Origin of the sequence: Streptomyces sp. NPDC051109 (genome assembly GCF_044455885.1) — a bacterium.
Taxonomy (GTDB): domain Bacteria; phylum Actinomycetota; class Actinomycetes; order Streptomycetales; family Streptomycetaceae; genus Streptomyces.
The window spans coordinates 91,386-108,190 of the sequence record NZ_JBITFF010000007.1 but is presented as its reverse complement, the minus strand read 5'-3'; the positions used below and the strand labels follow the sequence as shown (position 1 = coordinate 108,190).

General features: G+C 72.6%; 15 protein-coding genes, 1 tRNA gene and 2 pseudogenes. 6 read left to right on the top strand and 12 right to left on the bottom strand.

Annotated features, from left to right (window positions below; translation table 11 throughout):
• Positions 1 to 36: 36 nt before the first annotated feature.
• A complete protein-coding gene (locus ACIBAD_RS15525; protein ID WP_134069213.1) occupies positions 37 to 1,362 on the bottom strand; it encodes a glycoside hydrolase family 18 protein in 1,326 nt (441 codons plus the stop codon).
• 159 nt (positions 1,363 to 1,521) lie between these two features.
• Here ACIBAD_RS15525 and ACIBAD_RS15520 point away from each other — a divergent pair, with 159 nt between their 5' ends.
• From ACIBAD_RS15520 to ACIBAD_RS15505, 4 genes and pseudogenes are all read left to right on the top strand, one after another.
• Positions 1,522 to 2,283: an ankyrin repeat domain-containing protein gene (locus ACIBAD_RS15520; RefSeq protein WP_398907047.1), complete on the top strand. Its 762-nt coding sequence runs from the start codon at positions 1,522 to 1,524 to the stop codon at positions 2,281 to 2,283.
• 55 nt (positions 2,284 to 2,338) lie between these two features.
• Positions 2,339 to 2,412 (top strand) — tRNA-Trp (locus ACIBAD_RS15515).
• 144 nt (positions 2,413 to 2,556) lie between these two features.
• A pseudogene (locus ACIBAD_RS15510) lies at positions 2,557 to 2,769 on the top strand (HNH endonuclease); the annotation flags it as partial.
• Positions 2,770 to 3,181: 412 nt separating this feature from the next.
• Positions 3,182 to 3,943 carry a pentapeptide repeat-containing protein gene (locus ACIBAD_RS15505; protein WP_398907045.1) on the top strand — a complete coding sequence of 254 codons (762 nt, stop codon included), beginning with the start codon at positions 3,182 to 3,184 and terminating at the stop codon, positions 3,941 to 3,943.
• 41 nt (positions 3,944 to 3,984) lie between these two features.
• Here the strand turns inward: ACIBAD_RS15505 and ACIBAD_RS15500 are convergent, their stop codons facing one another.
• From ACIBAD_RS15500 to ACIBAD_RS15465, 8 genes are all read right to left on the bottom strand, one after another.
• On the bottom strand, positions 3,985 to 4,125 hold the full coding sequence (locus ACIBAD_RS15500; protein ID WP_398907043.1) for a hypothetical protein: 141 nt from the start codon (positions 4,123 to 4,125) through the stop codon (positions 3,985 to 3,987).
• A 338-nt stretch (positions 4,126 to 4,463) separates the two neighbouring features.
• On the bottom strand, positions 4,464 to 4,613 hold the full coding sequence (locus ACIBAD_RS15495; protein ID WP_398907041.1) for a hypothetical protein: 150 nt from the start codon (positions 4,611 to 4,613) through the stop codon (positions 4,464 to 4,466).
• A 212-nt stretch (positions 4,614 to 4,825) separates the two neighbouring features.
• Positions 4,826 to 5,224: a VOC family protein gene (locus ACIBAD_RS15490; protein ID WP_398907039.1), complete on the bottom strand. Its 399-nt coding sequence runs from the start codon at positions 5,222 to 5,224 to the stop codon at positions 4,826 to 4,828.
• An 84-nt stretch (positions 5,225 to 5,308) separates the two neighbouring features.
• Positions 5,309 to 6,931 (bottom strand): N,N-dimethylformamidase beta subunit family domain-containing protein, encoded by a 1,623-nt coding sequence (locus ACIBAD_RS15485; RefSeq protein WP_398907037.1) that lies wholly within the window; start codon positions 6,929 to 6,931, stop codon positions 5,309 to 5,311.
• 29 nt (positions 6,932 to 6,960) lie between these two features.
• On the bottom strand, positions 6,961 to 9,354 hold the full coding sequence (locus ACIBAD_RS15480; protein WP_398907035.1) for a polysaccharide lyase 8 family protein: 2,394 nt from the start codon (positions 9,352 to 9,354) through the stop codon (positions 6,961 to 6,963).
• Positions 9,355 to 9,448: 94 nt separating this feature from the next.
• Entirely contained in the window at positions 9,449 to 10,288 is an 840-nt protein-coding gene (locus ACIBAD_RS15475; RefSeq protein ID WP_398907033.1) for a sugar phosphate isomerase/epimerase family protein, read from the bottom strand.
• Positions 10,285 to 11,463 carry a dihydrodipicolinate synthase family protein gene (locus tag ACIBAD_RS15470; protein WP_398907031.1) on the bottom strand — a complete coding sequence of 393 codons (1,179 nt, stop codon included), beginning with the start codon at positions 11,461 to 11,463 and terminating at the stop codon, positions 10,285 to 10,287. The genes ACIBAD_RS15475 and ACIBAD_RS15470 overlap by 4 nt, the downstream gene beginning before the upstream one ends.
• A complete protein-coding gene (locus ACIBAD_RS15465) occupies positions 11,460 to 12,584 on the bottom strand; it encodes a Gfo/Idh/MocA family protein (RefSeq protein ID WP_398907359.1) in 1,125 nt (374 codons plus the stop codon). The genes ACIBAD_RS15470 and ACIBAD_RS15465 overlap by 4 nt, the downstream gene beginning before the upstream one ends.
• A gap of 247 nt (positions 12,585 to 12,831) precedes the next feature.
• On the opposite strand from ACIBAD_RS15465, the gene ACIBAD_RS15460 reads away from it, so the two are divergent.
• Both ACIBAD_RS15460 and ACIBAD_RS15455 read left to right on the top strand, forming a co-directional pair.
• Positions 12,832 to 13,908 (top strand): LacI family DNA-binding transcriptional regulator, encoded by a 1,077-nt coding sequence (locus ACIBAD_RS15460; RefSeq protein ID WP_398907029.1) that lies wholly within the window; start codon positions 12,832 to 12,834, stop codon positions 13,906 to 13,908.
• Positions 13,905 to 14,714 carry a sugar phosphate isomerase/epimerase family protein gene (locus tag ACIBAD_RS15455; RefSeq protein ID WP_398907027.1) on the top strand — a complete coding sequence of 270 codons (810 nt, stop codon included), beginning with the start codon at positions 13,905 to 13,907 and terminating at the stop codon, positions 14,712 to 14,714. Before ACIBAD_RS15460 ends, ACIBAD_RS15455 begins: the two co-directional genes overlap by 4 nt.
• Here the strand turns inward: ACIBAD_RS15455 and ACIBAD_RS15450 are convergent.
• The 3 genes and pseudogenes from ACIBAD_RS15450 to ACIBAD_RS15440 all read right to left on the bottom strand — a co-directional run.
• Positions 14,702 to 15,688 carry a hydroxyacid dehydrogenase gene (locus ACIBAD_RS15450; RefSeq protein WP_398907357.1) on the bottom strand — a complete coding sequence of 329 codons (987 nt, stop codon included), beginning with the start codon at positions 15,686 to 15,688 and terminating at the stop codon, positions 14,702 to 14,704. The two genes, ACIBAD_RS15455 and ACIBAD_RS15450, sit on opposite strands and share 13 nt — an antisense overlap.
• 59 nt (positions 15,689 to 15,747) lie before the next feature.
• Positions 15,748 to 16,518 carry a carbohydrate ABC transporter permease gene (locus ACIBAD_RS15445; RefSeq protein WP_398907024.1) on the bottom strand — a complete coding sequence of 257 codons (771 nt, stop codon included), beginning with the start codon at positions 16,516 to 16,518 and terminating at the stop codon, positions 15,748 to 15,750.
• Positions 16,518 to 16,805: pseudogene (locus ACIBAD_RS15440) on the bottom strand (hypothetical protein); the annotation flags it as partial. The gene ACIBAD_RS15445 and the pseudogene ACIBAD_RS15440, both read right to left, overlap by 1 nt.

Genomic DNA, 16,805 nt, shown 5'->3' with positions numbered 1-16,805 from the left:
CGGCCGGCAGGTCGGGCGGGTCTCCCCGTCGGCCGGTCAGCGGCCGTGCAGGCCCCGGTCGACGGCCGTCATCAGCTCTCCGTCGGCGGTGTCCGCGTCCAGGGACCAGAACATCGCGCCGCCCAAGCCGTTCTCGCGGATGTACTCCGCCTTGGTCCGCAGCACCTGTGGGTCGTCGTACGTCCACAGTGTGCTGCCGTCGAACAGCCAGGCGTGGCCGCCCCGGCGGTCGCGGTAGACCTTGTACGTGCCCGAACCGGCGAGCTTCTTCAGCGCCTTGTAGTCCTCGTACCCGGCGGCCCAGGTCGCCGGCGCCGGGCCGGTCGCCGGCTGGCCCATGCCGTCCCCGCCGCCGCTGACACCGGTCCAGCCCTGCCCGTAGAACGGCATGCCCACCACCAGTTTGTGCGCCGGCGCCCCGCGGTCGCGCCACGCCTCCACCGTGCCGTCCACGCTGAAGTCGCCGCGGGCGCGCAGCGCGGACTGCTGGGCGGTGGCCGGCTCGCCGGAGACGTGGAAGTCGTAGCCCTGGAGGGTCACGAAGTCGAGGTCGCGCATGATGCGGCGGACGTCGAAACCCGCGTCGATCTTGGCGGGGGCGGTCGGTACGAACGCCGTCAGCTCGTACCGCTCCTTCCGCTTCCGGTCGCGCGCGTACGCGTCGAGCTGCGTGCGGAATTCCCTCACCAGCGCGGCGAAGTTCTGCTTGTCCTCCGGGCGGTACGTGGTGTCCGTGTCACCTGCCGAGCCGGGCCACTCCCAGTCGAGGTCGATCCCGTCGAAGAGGCCGGCCGCCGCGCCCGCGCCGCCGCGGGAGCCGTCCTGCGGCAGGTCGCCCTTGATGTAGAGGTCGATGCAGGACTGGACGAGGGCCTTGCGGGAGGCGGGGGTGAGCGCGGCGTCCGAGAAGTGCGTGGACCAGCTCCAACCGCCCAGCGAAAGGAGGACCTTGAGTCCCGGGTGCTTGGCCTTGAGCTCCCGCAGCTGGTTGAAGTTCCCGGCGAGCGGCTGCTCGGCGCTGTCGGCGACCCCGTCGACGGAGTTCGCGGCGTCGAGCGGGCGCACGTAGTCAGCCCAGGCGTCCGCCTCACCCGGCACGTTGCCGGTGAAGCACTTGCCCTCCGCGTTGATGTTGCCGAAGGCGTAGTTGATGTGGGTGAGCTTGCCGGCGGTGCCGCTGGTCTCCAGGTCCTGGACCTGGAAGTCCCGTCCGTATACGCCCCATTGGGTGAAGTACCCGACCCGCTTGTACGAGGGGCCGTGCCCGGTCTCGGCCTGCGCGGCGGCGGCTGGTGCGAGGGCGGTGAGCAGGGAGAGGGAACAGGCGGCGACGGCCAGCCTGCGGGGCGTGCTGCGGCGCATGGGCTTCCTTTGCGGGGGCGGGAGCGGTGCGGGACGCGTGCGCGGTGCATGCCGGAAACTATTGGTCTGGACCAGCTGGGTCAAGGGGGCGTACGCAACTCGGCGGCGAGCGCGCCGGCCTCGTAGCCTGGGCTCCGCCCACGGAAGGAGAGGCCGCCCATGGCGAACCCGTCGGAGTCCGCGCCGCTGATCCTCGAATCCGGCGATCCCCTCGCCCTCGCCGTCACGGCCGCGATCAAGGCCGGCGACGTCCCCGGGCTGCGCCGGCTGCTGGACGCGCACCCCGGGCTCGCCGCCGGCCGCATCGTCAAGCGGTGTGCGGGCGCCGGCGGGCGCAGCCTGCTGCACATCGCCACGGACTGGCCCGGCCACCGGCCGGACACCGCGCAGGTGATCCGCACCCTGGTCGCCGCCGGGGCCGACCCGATGGCCCGGTTCGTCGGGGTACACGCCGAGACCCCGCTGCACTGGGCCGCCAGCAACGACGACGTGGAGGCCGTCGACGCCCTCGTCGCCGCCGGAGCCGACGTCGCCGCGCCCGGGGCGGTCATCGGCGGGGGCACCCCGCTCACCGACGCGTGCGCCTTCGGCCAGTGGCGGGCCGCCCGCAGGCTCCTCGAACTCGGCGCCCGCCCCGACCTCCACGAGGCCGCCGCCCTCGGACTGCTCGACCGCGTCGCGGAGTTCCTCGCCGCCGACTCCCCGCCCGCCGGCGAACTCACCGCCGCCTTCTGGTCCGCCTGCCACGGAGGTCAACTGACCGCCGCCCGGTACCTCCTGTCCGATGGCGTGGACGTCAACTGGATCGGACACGGCGACACGACCCCGCTGGACGCCGCCCTGACCAGCGGAAACGGTGCCCTGGTCGACTGGCTCCGGAGCGTCGGCGCCCATACGCGGGCCGAACTTCCACCCGCTTGACCCAGTAATCCATTTGGATCTCCGCGGCCCTCCATGTCAGAGTTTCCCTCACCGAAGGGGTGTAGCTCAGCTGGTCAGAGCGCTGGTCTCCAAAACCAGATGCCGCAGGTTCGAATCCTGCCGCCCCTGCTTGCGTGAACTGCTGGTTCACTGCCGAAGGCCCAGGTCAGACGCCGTCTGCCTGGGCCTTCGTCATATCGGCCTACGCTGCGACTACCTCCCCGCGACCGTGGCACTACACCGACCCACCCCCCCAAATTCCTCCCAAGCGATGTCGCGGTGACGGCGCGGTCGAACCGGTCCAAGGCGGACCAGGACCCTGCTGAGTGGCTGCCGCCGGCTGTGAGCGCTCTGTGCCGGTATACGTCGGAGTGGACGGCGACGAAGTTGCGTTGGGGCCTGTCCGTGGATGAGGCGGAGCGGGACCGGCTGTACGACATCGCTGCTGGCTGCGGGGACGCGACTGTCAGCTACACACCGGCGCCGTACTCATGGGCACTGAGGCCCCGTCCACCATTCGGTAGGCGGCCCTCCGTCGTTGGCGCGTGCCGTCAGACGCCGGGGCCGCCGCCGAGTGGAGGCGGTGGCGGGGCCTGCTGGGCAGCGTTGAGAGAGCGGCGGTTGCTTTGATCCGCGGCTGTCCCCTGAAGGCCGGAGGGCTCGCGGGCCTTCGCTTTGGGTAGGGGCGCAAGTCGCCTAACGGGCCGGCCTTCGGTTTGTGGCGGGGCGCGCCCAGCACTGGCCTTTGGCCGCGGGGACGCAGCACACCTCATACAGGTTTCGCTTCGGCATTTGAGGCTGTTGCCATCCGCTGGAGTAGTCGTTTGCGATCACTGCGGGTAGGGCGTACAGAGGAAGGAGAGGTAGTCCGATTCCGCGTGCGCTGGGGAGGTTCCCCGTGCCCAATGCAGGCCCATGGCAATGGGCTCTGGTCGGTGTACTACTCGTCCTTGGTGGTCTGCTCGCCCTCCGGGCCTGGCGGATGGCCGTCAAAGAGGATGAGTCTGAGCCGAGGATCGAGGTACTTTCAGGTATCGGCGGCGGTTTGGTGTGCGGCATCGCCGTCGGGCTCTCCGCCCTCTTCCTGGGAGAGTCTATCCGTGTGTCCCAGGAGGTTGCGGCTTGGCGTGCAAGTGTGGAGAGCGCCGAGGCCATCCCCGGCTTCACGGTCGCTGGCCATGACATAAAGGGCATCAATTTCAGCGGGAAGTCGCTACACAATGCCGACTTCACCGGGGCGGATCTGCGGGGCTTTAGGTTCCAGGACACCGACTTGACCGGCGCGGACTTCACCGGCGCCGACCTGCGCGAGGTGGACTTCATCGGCGCCAACCTTCAGGACGCAAGCCTGGTCGACGCCGACTTGAGCGGGGCCTCGATGCACAGTGCGAACCTCACCCATGCGGCCGTTGCGGGCACGCATACCACGTTCACCGGGACGAAGGTGAACGCGCGCACATGCTGGCCCAGGGGCCTGAACCACAAGCAGCTCGAAGACCTGCTCAACGGGGTGGTTGTGCAGAGGTACACCGACGATGCAACTGGGCGGATTGTGACTATCCGCGACGATCTGAAGGAGGACGACCTGATTGGAGGACAGCAGGCCCCGCACTGCGCTCTCTGGAAGGGAGGCTTGCGCGTCCGGCCGGGCTCAGGCTGAGAAGTGACGGCCCCCATCGGCCGACTGGGGCCTTCGTCGTGTCATCCGAGGTAGTTGATCTGTAAGACGGTGATCGTCTTGGTTTCGTGGGCGACCAGTGCCGCGAGGGTGGTGCTTCCGAGGGCCAGTGTCCGCAGGATGCCGTCGTCTTCGCCGTAGGGGGGCTGACGAGGAGCAGCCACCACTGTCCATCGCGGATGACGTGTGCGGCGGCGGTCAGGGCATGGTCACGGAGGTCGGTCACGGGCTCGGCTCCTGCCCACTGAGGACGGCACGGTCAGTGGCGATGCCCTGGTACAGGCTGCGGTCGGGGACGCGGTCTTGTTCAGGGCCCAGGCGGCCGCACCTACCCCCATGGCGGGGGCGAAGGCAACGGCCTGCCCGCCTGAGGGCCGGGGGATCTCCGACCGCCGCACGTTGCCGTGGCCGGCGTGGCTGCCTGAGTGGCCGGGGCGGAGGACGCATTCGTACCAGCCGGTGCCGGTGATGCTTTCCGTCATGTCGCCGCAGCGTTCGGCGGTCAATCCTTCCGGGGTGGCGTCTTCACATGCCCGATCAGCCGCGCGCACCAGGAGTTCGCGGAGTACACCCAGCGCGCGGAGGACGGCACGAAGCTGGGCACGGTAAAAGTCCTTGAGCCGTTGAAGAACGATTCCTCGGTGCGGAACATCGACTTGCCACCCTTCCGCGCGCAGCTCTTTCGGTACCACCTCGACGATTGGCCGTACGAGTTCACCCGGCGGAGGTGCTGACCGAGGCCTGCAGGCCGAGGTGTGCGGAGTCCGCACCCGCATCACCACCCACCCGGCCCGCTGCCCCGGACATCGTCTGCCTCCCGCTCGACGGAGAGTGAACGGGAGGCAGACGCGTCGATCCGGTCGGCTAGCCGGCCGTGGGCTCCTGATAGCCGTACGGGCGGGTGATGATCTCCATCCCGTGGCCCGACGGGTCCAGGAAGTAGACGCCGCGGCCCCCGTCGTTGTGATTGATCTCGCCGGGCCGCTTCATGTGGGGGTCGGCGAAGTACGGGATCCCGCCCGCCCGGATCTTCCCGAACGACACGTCGAATTCCTCCTCCGAGACGAGGAACGCGTAGTGCTGGGTGGTGAGGGAGCCGGCCGGCACGGTCGCGAAGTCGAGGGTCACGCCGTTGGCGGTCTCGACGGGGACGAACGGGCCCCACTCCGTCCCCACCTCAAGGCCGAGGACGTCCGCCAGGAATTCGGCGGCCTCCCGGTTGTTCCGGGACTGGATGATCGTGTGGTTGAGCGCTACTGACATGAGTGAATGCCTCCGCAAGGCACATCACGGCACCTCCATGCCTCACCCGGTCGGTGACCGACACGCGATGCCGTGATCACGATCCTAGGTCGTGTCCCCGTAGACCGCCTTCACATTGTCCTGCGCGGGGTGCGCCCGGCCCGCCGGGCCGGCCGCGAAGGCCCGCAGCAGGTTCTCCGTGACCCGGGTGGTCAGCGCGCCCGCCCTCGCGTCGAGCCCGTGGTGGGCACCGCTGCGGCCGTCGCCCGTCGCGTCCAGGGCCTCCACCCACCGCATGGTCCCGGTCGCGAACACGCCCGCGCCGCTCGGCACCGTGTAGTACGCCGTGTCCTGGTGGCTGGGCCGGCCCTCGCACACCACGGGGGAGTGGGCCAGGATCTCGATCGGCCGGGGCGTCGGGAAGCCGGTGTTGACCTTGTCGTACTCCACCCCCACCAGGTGCGCGAACCGGTCGCCGGCCTGCACGCCGGTGCCCTCGAACAGCCAGTGGCCGGGGTGGGTCACCACGTACGGGGCGTCCACCGGGTAGCCGTCGTAGATCACGCCGAGCAGCGAGCTCTCCGGATCGGCGCCGGGCGCCGATCGGAAGTCGACGGTGGCCGGCTGGCCGCGCTTGAATCCCGGGTCCTGGTCGTAGGCGGACTTGTAGCAGACCACCGTGCGGTCCGGACCGAGGTCGGAGGGCTCCAGCCGGATCCGGCGGAAACAGCAGTTCGCGCCGAGGACCGCGATGTTGGTCCCGGCGTCCCGGGCGGCGGTGAAGTGGGCCCGCTGCTCGGGCGACCAGTACTCGTCGTGTCCGAGGGAGAGGACCGCCGCAGCCCCTTCCAGCAGCCGCTTCTCCCGCGCCACGTCGGTGGTCGTCGCGTAGGCCAGGGGTATGCCGAGCCGCTCGGCGAGGGCGAGCAGCGGTGCCTCGTACACGAGGAACAGGCCCGCGCCGTCGTCGTACTCGTACGGCCGGTCGAAGGTGACGGAGAGGGAGCGCGAGGCGTACCCGCCGCTGGGGCCGTCGTAGCTGCCGTAGCCGCCCCACCGGTTGTACGCTTGCCAGGTCGCCACCGCGTTCACCACGACCGTACGCCCGGCGCTCGCCGCCGAGCGGACGGTGACCGGGACGAAGCGCTGGCCCTCGCCGCCCTGTGCGTCGAGCCGCAGCAGGTAGCACCCCTCGGGCCAGTCCTTGGTGTCGATGGTGGTCGTACGGGGCCACCGGGTACGGACCATCCGGGTCGCGGAGTCCACCGTGTGCTCGGGCTGGCGCACGCCGGGCAGCGCCTCGGACCGCCACACCAGCCGGGCCCGGGCGCCGCCGTACCAGCCCATCCGGTAGGCGGAGACGGTGAACCGGGGCGCGGTGGTGGACACGTGCAGGCCGAAGGACTCGCCGGGCAGGACGCTGACCCTGTCGGCGAAACCCTCGATGGCCCGCGCCGCCCCGGCCCTGGTCACACGCCAGTCGGCATGCCCGGGCCGAGCGTTCTCGGCCTTGACGTCGAAGCCGGCCGGTCCGCCTTTCCCCGCCGCCCCGCCGGGCGCCGCCGCCTTGCCCTCGCTCTTCCCGGCCGCCCCGTCGCCGGCTCCGTTCACGCAGCCGGCCACGGCCCCCAGCCCGGCGGCTGTGGCCGCTCCCGTCGCGATCGCGAGGAACCGCCGCCTGCCCGCGCCGTCGCCGTCCCCGGCCCCGGCTATGTGCTCCTGATCCATGGAGGGCACGCTATGTCACCCTCGGCGCCTCACCCCAGCCGGACCACCACCTGCTGGCCGGCGCCCGCCGCCGCGGTGAGGTTCCCGAAGTCGAGCCGCAACCGGCCGCCCGTGGCCTGCGAGACCAGGCTCGGCGGGCGGGAGAGCACCGCGGCGACGGGGCGGTTCCATACCAGCGTCAGCGAGGTCAGTGCCCGTGCCGGGTCCGCGACGCAGACCGCGGCCGTGCCGTCCGGTCTCTCCCGGACCGTCACCGAGCAGGGCGCTCCCGCCTCCAGCGGACCGGCCGATCCGGCCTGCCAGAAGTTGACCCCGGTGAAGCCCAGCGAGGGCACCGAGACGCCCTGCGCCGTCTCGGAGTTGGCGAGTACGGAAAGCCACTCGGCGGCGGCGGCTCTGGAGGCGGTCCGGGCCGCCGTGGCCCCCGGCAGCACCTGGTGGACGTACCCGGCGCCCGCCGGGTCCGTGCCGTGGTCGTACCAGAGGGTGAGGTAGCGCCGGGTCAGGGCCGTGGCGGAGCCGCCCCGGTTGATCTCGCTCCACCGGCCGGTACGCGCCTCCCGCAGGGCCCTGAACGAGCCCGAGCCCGACATCACGTACCCGCCGAAGCCCGCCAGATGGGCCCAGCCGGGGGCGGGGAAGGCGGCCGTCCAGCCGAGGGCGGCCGGCTGGACGGTTCCGCCCACGGTGAGGGCATGGGTGCCGGCGCCGCCCAGATTGCGGTTGTCGACCACCGTCTCGACCGCGGTCCCGTCCGAGCAGCGGATCCCGGCCCCCAGGCAGACGATCGTGTCGTCCAGGAAGAACCACGACTTGCGGGCCGTGAGCGTGCTGCCCAGGCCCCGCAAGTGCTGGCCCAGCGAGGCGAACTCCCCGTCGGTCGTCCCGCCCACCCAGGCCGCATCGGGCCGGGACGCCCCCCAGTCACCGCCCGCCCCGTCGGCGAGCACCTTCCGCGACACCGTGGTCCCCGGCAGCCTATACGGGTCCACCGTGGGCCAGAAGGCGTCCGAGTACTGCCCGTTGCCGTACGTATCCCCCCACCAGGAGAGCATTCCGCTCCCGGTGTGCCAGCCGCGCAGGTTCTCCCCGTTGCCCGTCTCGTAGTGGGTGATCCGCTTCGAGGCCATGGACAGCGAGGCCGCCCAGCCGGGCCGCCGGTGCGTGGCCCGATCCATGGACGCGAACAGCCGGTGCCCGACCGGTTCGGGCAGTGCCGTGACCGACGCGTCGGCCTCGACCTGTGCCAGGCGGGCGAGCGAGGACAGGGCGAGTGCCGTGTCCGCGAGGGGACGGCTGTAGTAGTCCCGGGCCATCCAGCCCTTCACCAACCCCCGCCAGCGCGCCCGCTCGACGGCGCTCGCACCCTCCGCGAGGAGCAGGATCGCGGCGAGCACCGCGTGCCCGCGGGCATGGTCGTCCTGCTGGACCTGCCGTGGGTCGGCGACCATCAGACCCCGGCTCACCGCCCTCCCCGACACGGCGTCCATGACCAGCCCGTTGAACAGGAACGGTGCCCAGGCCCGCTCCACCGCGTCGAAAGCGATCTGCGCCCCGGGGTCCGTGACCTCCCACGCGGTGCCCCTCAGAAGAGCGAAGAGCATGCCGAGGCCGCCGAGCAGCACCGCCCCGTACGTCCCCGCGTACGGCACCCAGGTGTGCTGGACGAACGACCCGTCCGGGTAGAGGCCGTCGCCCGAGGTGACGTACGGGAACACCGGCGCGAGCGCGTCCCGGGCCAGGGCGATCTTCGCCGACTCCCCGCCGACCACCCCGCGCAGCGCCAGCACCCGGCACAGGTCGACCCGGTTGGCCCCCGTACTGGTCCCGGTGTACGAGCCGACGGCGGAGTCCGGGACGAAGTGGTCGACGGCCGCGCAGGAGTCGGCGAGCCGGGCGGCCGGCAGCTCCTCGTACAGCAGCACGCACAGGTCCAGCAGCGCCTGCGGGGCGCCGATCTGCCAGCAGTACCAGTTGCCGTACCGCACCCGGCCGGCGTGGTAGACGTCCGCGTGCAGATGGTCCAGCCCGGTGAGCAGGGCCGAGCGCAGCCCGGCGTCCCCGGTGAGCCCGGTCCCGGGCCGGACGTAGGCCTCGGCCATCGTCCGCAGCCGGTAGTAGCTGTGCATCATCATCTCGGGGTCGGTGCCGTACCCGAGGTCGGGCCAGAGCGAGCCGACCGCCGGAGCCATGGCGGAGCGCCACCCGCCGGCCAGGGCGCCGAGATCGGCAAGTCTCGAACGGAACGGCTCGGCCGTGGCGGGGACGTCACCGCCCAGGTAGAGGCCGCGCCACACCGCCCGCAGGGCGCCGTGGACCTCGTCCGCCGGCGCGGCCCCCGCCAGCGCGGCGGGCGCTCCCAGCAGGAGCGCACCCCCGCCCGCGGCGGAGAGGAAGGCGCGCCGACTCCACACGTCTGTCATCGCATGCTCCTTGTCCGATCCCGTACCGGCCCCCGCCGGCCCGTCACTCGCCCCACTCGGAATGCGCCGTGCCCCGTGCCCCGTGCCACGCGCCTCAGGCCACGTGCTCGCGGTATCGGTCGATCACCTCCCGCAGCATCTCGGCACCGTCTCGCGCCCACAGCCCCGGATGGAAGATCTCCACCTCGACCGGGCCCCGATAGCCGGCCGAGTCGGCCAGCTCCCGGAACGCCCGCAGATCGATGCAGCCGTCGCCCAACTGCCCCCGCCCCAGCAGCACCCCTTGGGGGAGCGGGGTCACCCAGTCGGCCACCTGGACCGACACGATCCGCCCGCCCTCACCCGCCCGGCGCAGATCGGCCGGCAGACGCTCGTCCCACCACAGGTGGTAGGAGTCGGCGACCACCCCCACCTGTCGCGCCGGGAACTGCTCGGCGATGTCCAGGGCTTGGCCGAGCGTGGAGACCACGCAGCGGTCCGAGGCGAACATCGGGTGCAGGGGCTCGATCCCCAGCCGTATCCCGTGTGCGCTCGCCCACGGGGCGAGCTCGCCCAGGACGTCGACGATCCGCCGCCGCGCCCCCACCAGGTCCCGGTCGCCGTCGGGCAGGCCCCCCGAGACCAGGACCAGCACGTCGGCGCCCAGCTCGGCGGCCTCCTCCACGGCCCGGCGGTTGTCCTCCAGGGCCGCCGCCCGCCCCGCCGGATCGGCGGCGGTGAAGAACCCGCCGCGACACAGCGAGCTGACCCGCAGCCCGGCCCCGGCGACCAGCTTCGCCGTCTCGCGCAGCCCGAACTCCCGCACCGGATCCCGCCACAGCCCGACCGCGGCCACCCCGGCCGTGACGCACCCGTCGACCAGCTCGGGCACCGACCACTGCCGGACCGTCGCCTGGTTGAGGCTGAACCGGGCCGGGGCCGGCCGGGGGCTCATGACGCCACCCCGTACACCGCGAGGAGCTGCCGCATCCGCGACTCGGCGAGCTCCGGATCGGGAAACAGGCCCAGCAGATCGGCCTGTTCGTACGCGGTGGCCAGATGGGGCAGCGGCCGGGCCGACTGGAACCCGCCCAGCATCGTGAAGTGCCCCTGGTACCCCGCGAGCCAGGCCAGCAGCACCACCCCCGTCTTGTAGTGGCGGGTCGGCGCGGCGAACAGGTGCCGGGACAGCGGCACCGTGGGATCGAGCAACTCGTGGAAACCCGCGGGGTCCTCCCGGTCCAGCGCGAGCCCGGCCCGGGCGGCCAGCGGGGCGATCGGATCGAAGACGCCCAGCAGCGCATCGCTCGCCGGATCCCCGGACCCCTCCCCGGCGATCAGCTCGGGATAGTGGTAGTCGTCGCCGGTGTAGCAGCGCACGCCCGGCGGGAGCCGGCGCCGGATGTCCTTCTCCCGCTCCGCGTCCAGGAGCGAGACCTTGATCCCGTCCACCTTCTCCGGGCAGTCGGCGATGACCTTCAGGAACACCTCGGTGGCCGCGGCGGGATCGGCGTGTCCCCAGTAGCCCGCCAGCTCCGGGTCGAACATCGGCCCCAGCCAGTGCAGTACGACCGGCCGGGCGCTCTGCCGCAGCAGTCTCCCGTACACCTCCAGATAGTCCTCGGGCCCGCGCGCCGCGGCCGCCAGGGCGCGGGAGGCCATCAGTACGGCCGCCGCCCCGCAGTCCTCGACGTGCGCGAGCTGCTCCTCGTACGCGGCGGTGATCGCGGCCAGAGTGTGCCCGCCGCCCGGCGCGAGTTGGTCGGTGCCCGCGCCGCATACGATCCGGCCGCCCACCGCCCGGGCCTCCGCGGCCGACCGGCCGATCAGCTCCGCCGCAGCCGGCCAGTCCAGACCCATCCCGCGCTGCGCCGTGTCCATGGCCTCCGCGACCCCGAGGCCCTGCGCCCACAGCCGGTGCCGGAAGGCCAGCGTCGCCTCCCAGTCCACGGCCGGCCCGGCCCGGTAGGCCGAGCCGTCGGCGCAGGCTGCGAGCGGATCCGCCACCACGTGCGCCGCAGCGTAGAACCTGCGGCTGCGTGCCGGACCGCAGACCAGTGGCGCGAGCGGATCGGTGCACGGCCGGTGCAGCCGGTACCCGCCGTCCGCCGCCGGAAGCCGGATGCTCACAGGACCACCTCCGGCACCGGCAGCCGCCGGCCCTCCGCCGAGGAGCGCAGCCCCAGCTCGGCGAGCTGCACTCCGCGCGCGCCGGCCAGCAGGTCCCACTGCCAGGGCTCGTCGAGCACGACATGACGCAGGAACAGCTCCCACTGGGCCTTGAAGCCGTTGTCGAACGGGCCGTGGTCCGGGACCTCCTGCCACTGGGAGCGGAAGGACTCCGCCTGTGGCAGATCGGGATTCCACACCGGCTTGGGCGTCACCCCCCGGTGCTGGACGCGGCAGCCGCGCAGCCCGGCGACCGCCGACCCCTGCGTCCCGTCCACCTGGAACTCCACCAGCTCGTCGCGGTGGACCCGCACCGCCCAGGAGGAGTTGATCTGCGCGACGGCGCCGCCCTCCAGCTCGAAGACCGCGTACGCCGCGTCGTCCGCCGTCGCCTCGTACGGTTTGCCCTCCTCGTCCCAGCGGCGCCCGATGTGCGTACGGGCCAGGGCCTGCACCGTGCGGACCGGGCCGAACAGCTCGTGCAGCAGGTACTCCCAGTGCGGGAACATGTCGGCGACGATGCCCCCGCCGTCCTGCGCCCGGTAGTTCCAGGACGGCCGCTGGGCCGGCTGCCAGTCGCCCTCGAACACCCAGTACCCGAACTCTCCGCGGACGGACAGGATCTCGCCGAAGAAACCGCCTTCGACCAGACGCTTCAGTTTCAGCAGCCCCGGCAGGAACAGCTTGTCCTGGACCACCCCGTGCTTGACCCCGGCTGCCGCGGCCAGGCGGGCCAGCTCCAGGGAGGAAGCGAAGCTCAGAGCCGTCGGCTTCTCGCAGTACACGTGTTTGCCCGCCGCCACGGCCTGCCGGACCGCGCCCTCGCGGGCAGCGGTGACCTGAGCGTCGAAGTAGATCTCGACCTCGGGGTCGGCGAGCACGGCCGCCAGGTCCGTGCTGACCTGCTCCAGCCCGTGCTCCTCGGCGATGGCCCGCAGCGCCGGCTCCCGGCGCCCTACCAGCACCGGCTCGGGCCACAGCACCCGGCCGTCGCCCAGGTCCAGCCCGCCCTGCTCACGCAGGGCGAGCAGAGAACGGACCAGATGCTGGCGGTATCCCATCCGCCCGGTCACGCCGTTCATGGCGATCTTGATCGTCCTGCGCTCCACGGTGTCCCCTCCTTCGTGCTCGTTCCTTCTGCTCTTTCGCGGCCTGGCGGAAAGCGCGAGGGAAACCGATAGAAAGCGCTTTCACTCTCATCAGGCTAGAGCCGGAAACGGTCGCCGCGCAACACTCGTTCGAGTGATGGAAAGCGCTTTCTAAATCGGGGAGTATGGAGATCCACACCCGGATGAGACGATGACCCGGGACGAGCAGGAGGGGTGCAAGATGGCGGTGACTCTCGCCGAAGTCGCGGCGCACGCGGGCGTGTCGCCCGCGACGGTCTCGCGCGTGCTCAACGGCGGATACCCGGTGGCGGGCGGCACCCGGACCCGCGTGGAACAGGCCGTCGAAGAGCTCGGCTACGTGGCCAACGGCCCCGCCCGCGCCCTCGCGGCCGCCACCTCCGACCTGGTCGGGGTCCTCGTCCACGACGTGGCGGACGGCTTCTTCGGCATCCTCGCCGGATCCCTGCAGCGCGCGCTCGCCCCGACCGGCCAGGGCGACCCCCGCCGCCTCGCCGTCGTCTGCAACACCGAGGGCGCCCCCGCGGCCGAACTGGCCTACCTGACCCTGCTGGAGGGCCAGCGCGCCGGCGGGGTCGTCCTCACCGGAGGCGCCGTCGAGGAGCCCGGGCACACCGCGGCCCTCGCCGCCCGCGTCACCCGAATGGCGGACGCCGGCGCCCCCGTCGTCCTGTGCGGGCGGCCCCCGCTGCCCGTACCCCCCGCCCTACCCGTCGCCACCGTCATGTTCGACGACCGCGGCGGCGCCTTCCGCCTCGCCGAACACCTGCTGTCGCTCGGCCACCGGCGCATCGCGTACGTCGCCGGCCCGCCGGGGCTGAGCACCACCCGGGAGCGCCTCGGCGGCCACCGCGAGGCGCTGCGACGGCACGATCCGGGCCTGCCCGAAGCCTGCGACCCGCTCACGGTGCACGCCGGATTCGAGCGCTCCGCGGGCTACGACGCCACCCGCGAGCTGCTGCGCCGAGGAGCCCCGTTCACCGCCGTCGCCGCGGCCAACGACACCGTGGCCACCGGAGTGGCGGCGGCCCTGCGCGAGGCCGGCCTGCGCATCCCCGGTGACGTCTCCGTCGCCGGCTTCGACGACCTCCCGGTCTGCGTGGACACCGCCCCGGCGCTCACCACCGTCCGCGTACCGCTGCGCGAGGCAGGCATACTCGCCGCCCAGCTGGTCACCGGCCGCAGGCCCCTGCCCCCGGGCGGCATCACCACCCTGCCCACCGAACTCATGGTGCGCGGCTCCACCGCGCCGCCCCCGCCCGGGGGGAGCCGTCCGTGAGGTACGCCTTCTCCACGCTCGGCCTGCCCGGAGCGCCGCTGGTCCGGAGCGCCGCCCTCGCCGCCGCCCACGGCTACGACGCCCTCGAACTGCGCGCCCACCCCGAGGAGCCCCTGCACCCCCACAGCCCGCCGGCCGACCGGACGGCGGCCCTGCGCACCCTCGCTGCCGCCGGGGTCGCGGTCCTCGGGGTCGCGGGCTATGCCCGGGTGGCCGCCCCCGGCGCCGACGAGCCGGTCCTCGCCGAGCTGTACACCCTGGTCCGCCTCGCCGCCGACCTCGAAGCCCCCTACGTCCGGGTTTTCCCGGGAGGCGCCGGGCAGTCCGAGTCCGCCGCCGATGCCCGTGCCGTGCGCCGGCTCGCCGCCGCCGCGCCGTTCGCCGAGCGGCACGGGGTGCGGATCCTGCTGGAGACGCACGATTCGCACCGGACGGGAGCCGCCGCCGCGCGGGTACTGGACCGGGTCGGGCACGGCGGCGCGGGCGCGCTGTGGGACGTACTGCACACCTGGCTCGGCGGCGAGTCCCCGAAGCAGTCGCGGCGGGCGCTGGACCGGCACCTGGGCTACGTACAGGTGAAGGACGTGGCGTCCGCGCAGGAGCTCACCCCCCTCGCGCTCGGCGCCGGGGTGCTGCCGCTCGCCGAGGCCGTGGCCGCCGCACCGCCGGACGGCTGGCTCTGCTGGGAGTACGAGAAACGCTGGTATCCCGGCGCCGCCGAGCTGCCCGCCCAGCTCGCGCGGGGCCGGGAGCACCTGGAACAGCTGGTGGCGAGGGGAGCGGGACCGGGGGCTCAGGCCGAATAGGCGAGCCGGCCGCGGTCGACGGCGTGGCGGAAGTCCAGCCCCAGGGCGTACCGCTCCAGTTCCTCGACCGCCGTTGCCGCGAGCCGGTCCAGCTCCCCGCCCAGCGAACCCGCCACATGGGGGGTGAGCAGCACGTTCGGAAGGTTGTACAGCGGGGAGCCGGCGGGCAGCACCTCGGGCTCGGTGTGGTCGAGTACGGCGTGCAGCCGGCCGGCGACCAGCTCCTCGGTCAGCGCCGCGGTGTCGACGAGCGAGCCCCGCGCGGTGTTGACGAGCGTGGCGCCGTCCGGCATCAGTGCCAGCCGGGACGCGTCCAGCAGATGGCGGGTCTGGGGAAGCGCGGGGGCGTGCAGGCTCACCACGTCGCTGCGGCGCAGCAGTTCGTCGAGCACGCAGGACTCCCCGCCCAGGGCGGCGAGCTCGCCGGGGTCGGCGTACGGATCGTGGACGAGCACCCGCAGGTCGAAGGGGCGCAGCAGCTCCATCACGCGCCGGCCGATGAGCGAGGCACCGACGATGCCGACGGTGCGGTGGTAGTTGCCGACGCCCGGGTAGCGGCGCAGCAGGTCGATCGGGCCGCGCGCGGCCCGGTACGCGTGGGCGGATTCCAGGACCCGCTTGTTGGCGAACAGGATGGCGGCGAGCGTGTACTCGGCGACCGGCAGGGCATTGGCGGCGGCCGCGCTGGACACCAGCAGCCCGCGCTCCCAGCACGCCTCCGTGACGTGCTGTTTGACGCTGCCCGCGGCATGCACCACCGCGCGCAGCCGCGGCATCCGCTCCAGCGCCTCGGCGTCGAGCGGCGGGCAGCCCCACCCGGTGAACAGCACCTCGGCGTCGGCGAGGCGGCGCCGCAGTTCGGGCTCTTCGTGCTCGAAGCCGGTCAGCAGCAGGTCGGTGTCCACATCGGCGACCCGGACCAGCTCGGGAAGCAGGCGGCCGCTGAGGACGGCGGCCCGGGTGCCGACGCTCATCGCGAGCACGGTGGCGGGGCGGCGGCGGGGGCCGGCTCCGGCGGGGAGGAGGCGGTGGGTCACTTGACGGCTCCTGCGGTGAGACCCGAGCGCCAGAACCGCTGCAGGCCGAGGAAGGCCAGCACGAGCGGGACGACGGCGACGAGTGAACCGGTGATCACCAGGGGATAGAGCTCGGGCTGCTGGTAGACGCTGCGGTTCCACATGAACAGGCCCAGACTGACGGGGTAGAGCCGCTCGTCGTTCAGCATGGTCAGCGCGCCGTAGAAGTTGTTCCAGATGGCCGTGAAGGTGAACAGGAAGATGGTCACAAACCCCGGCCACAGCATCGGGAACGACACGTGCGCGAAGAGCCGCAGTTCACCCGCGCCGTCGACGCGGGCGGCGGCCAGCACCTCGTCCGGGAGGTAACCCTCGGCGAACACCCGGGCCAGGTAGACGCCGAAGGGGTTGACCAGGGCGGGCACCAGGTAGGCCCAGTACGTGTTCACGGCCCCGGCGGCCGAGGCCATCAGGTACAGCGGCAGCTGGAGCACCGTGGCGGGGACCAGGATCCCGGCGAGGACGACGCCGAAGAGCTTCTCCTTGTGCCGGAACTCGTACGCGTGGAACGCGTAGCCGCAGGCCACGCTGATGAGGGCGGAGAGGGTGGAGCCCACGACGGTGTAGAGGAGGCTGTTGGCCAGCCAGCGCCCGAAGATGCCGTCGTTGTACGTGAAGACCTCGCCGAGGTTGCCGAGGAGGCTGAAGTCGCCCAGCGCGTAGGGGGCGGTGGCGAACAGGTCCCGGCGGTTCTTGGTGGCGGCCAGGACCAGCCAGGCGAGCGGCATCAGGGTGTATGCGGCGACGAGGAGGAGAGCGGCGTTGACGGCGGTACGGGAGAGCAGGGCGCTGCCGCGCCTGCCACGGGCGGGGGCCGGGGCCGCGGGCGGGGTCGCGGCGCCAGGCCCAGGCCCAGGCCCAGGCCCAGGCCCAGGCCCAGGCCCAGGCCCAGGCCCAGGACCAGGACCAGGCCCAGGCCCAGGACCAGGACCAGGACCAGGACCAGGACCAGGACCAGGACCAGGACCAGGACCAGGACCAGGACCAGGACCAGGACCAGGACCAGGACCAGGGG

What these genes read in the sequence shown, in the direction of transcription:
- ACIBAD_RS15460 (WP_398907029.1), top strand. Translation starts at nt 12,832, where the DNA reads ATGGCGGTGACTCTCGCCGAAGTCGCGGCGCACGCGGGCGTGTCGCCC.
- ACIBAD_RS15465 (WP_398907359.1), bottom strand. Translation starts at nt 12,584, where the DNA reads ATGAACGGCGTGACCGGGCGGATGGGATACCGCCAGCATCTGGTCCGT.
- ACIBAD_RS15445 (WP_398907024.1), bottom strand. Translation starts at nt 16,518, where the DNA reads ATGCCGCTCGCCTGGCTGGTCCTGGCCGCCACCAAGAACCGCCGGGAC.
- ACIBAD_RS15475 (WP_398907033.1), bottom strand. Translation starts at nt 10,288, where the DNA reads ATGAGCCCCCGGCCGGCCCCGGCCCGGTTCAGCCTCAACCAGGCGACG.
- ACIBAD_RS15490 (WP_398907039.1), bottom strand. Translation starts at nt 5,224, where the DNA reads ATGTCAGTAGCGCTCAACCACACGATCATCCAGTCCCGGAACAACCGG.
- ACIBAD_RS15450 (WP_398907357.1), bottom strand. Translation starts at nt 15,688, where the DNA reads ATGAGCGTCGGCACCCGGGCCGCCGTCCTCAGCGGCCGCCTGCTTCCC.
- ACIBAD_RS15520 (WP_398907047.1), top strand. Translation starts at nt 1,522, where the DNA reads ATGGCGAACCCGTCGGAGTCCGCGCCGCTGATCCTCGAATCCGGCGAT.
- ACIBAD_RS15485 (WP_398907037.1), bottom strand. Translation starts at nt 6,931, where the DNA reads ATGGATCAGGAGCACATAGCCGGGGCCGGGGACGGCGACGGCGCGGGC.
- ACIBAD_RS15525 (WP_134069213.1), bottom strand. Translation starts at nt 1,362, where the DNA reads ATGCGCCGCAGCACGCCCCGCAGGCTGGCCGTCGCCGCCTGTTCCCTC.
- ACIBAD_RS15480 (WP_398907035.1), bottom strand. Translation starts at nt 9,354, where the DNA reads ATGACAGACGTGTGGAGTCGGCGCGCCTTCCTCTCCGCCGCGGGCGGG.
- ACIBAD_RS15495 (WP_398907041.1), bottom strand. Translation starts at nt 4,613, where the DNA reads ATGTTCCGCACCGAGGAATCGTTCTTCAACGGCTCAAGGACTTTTACC.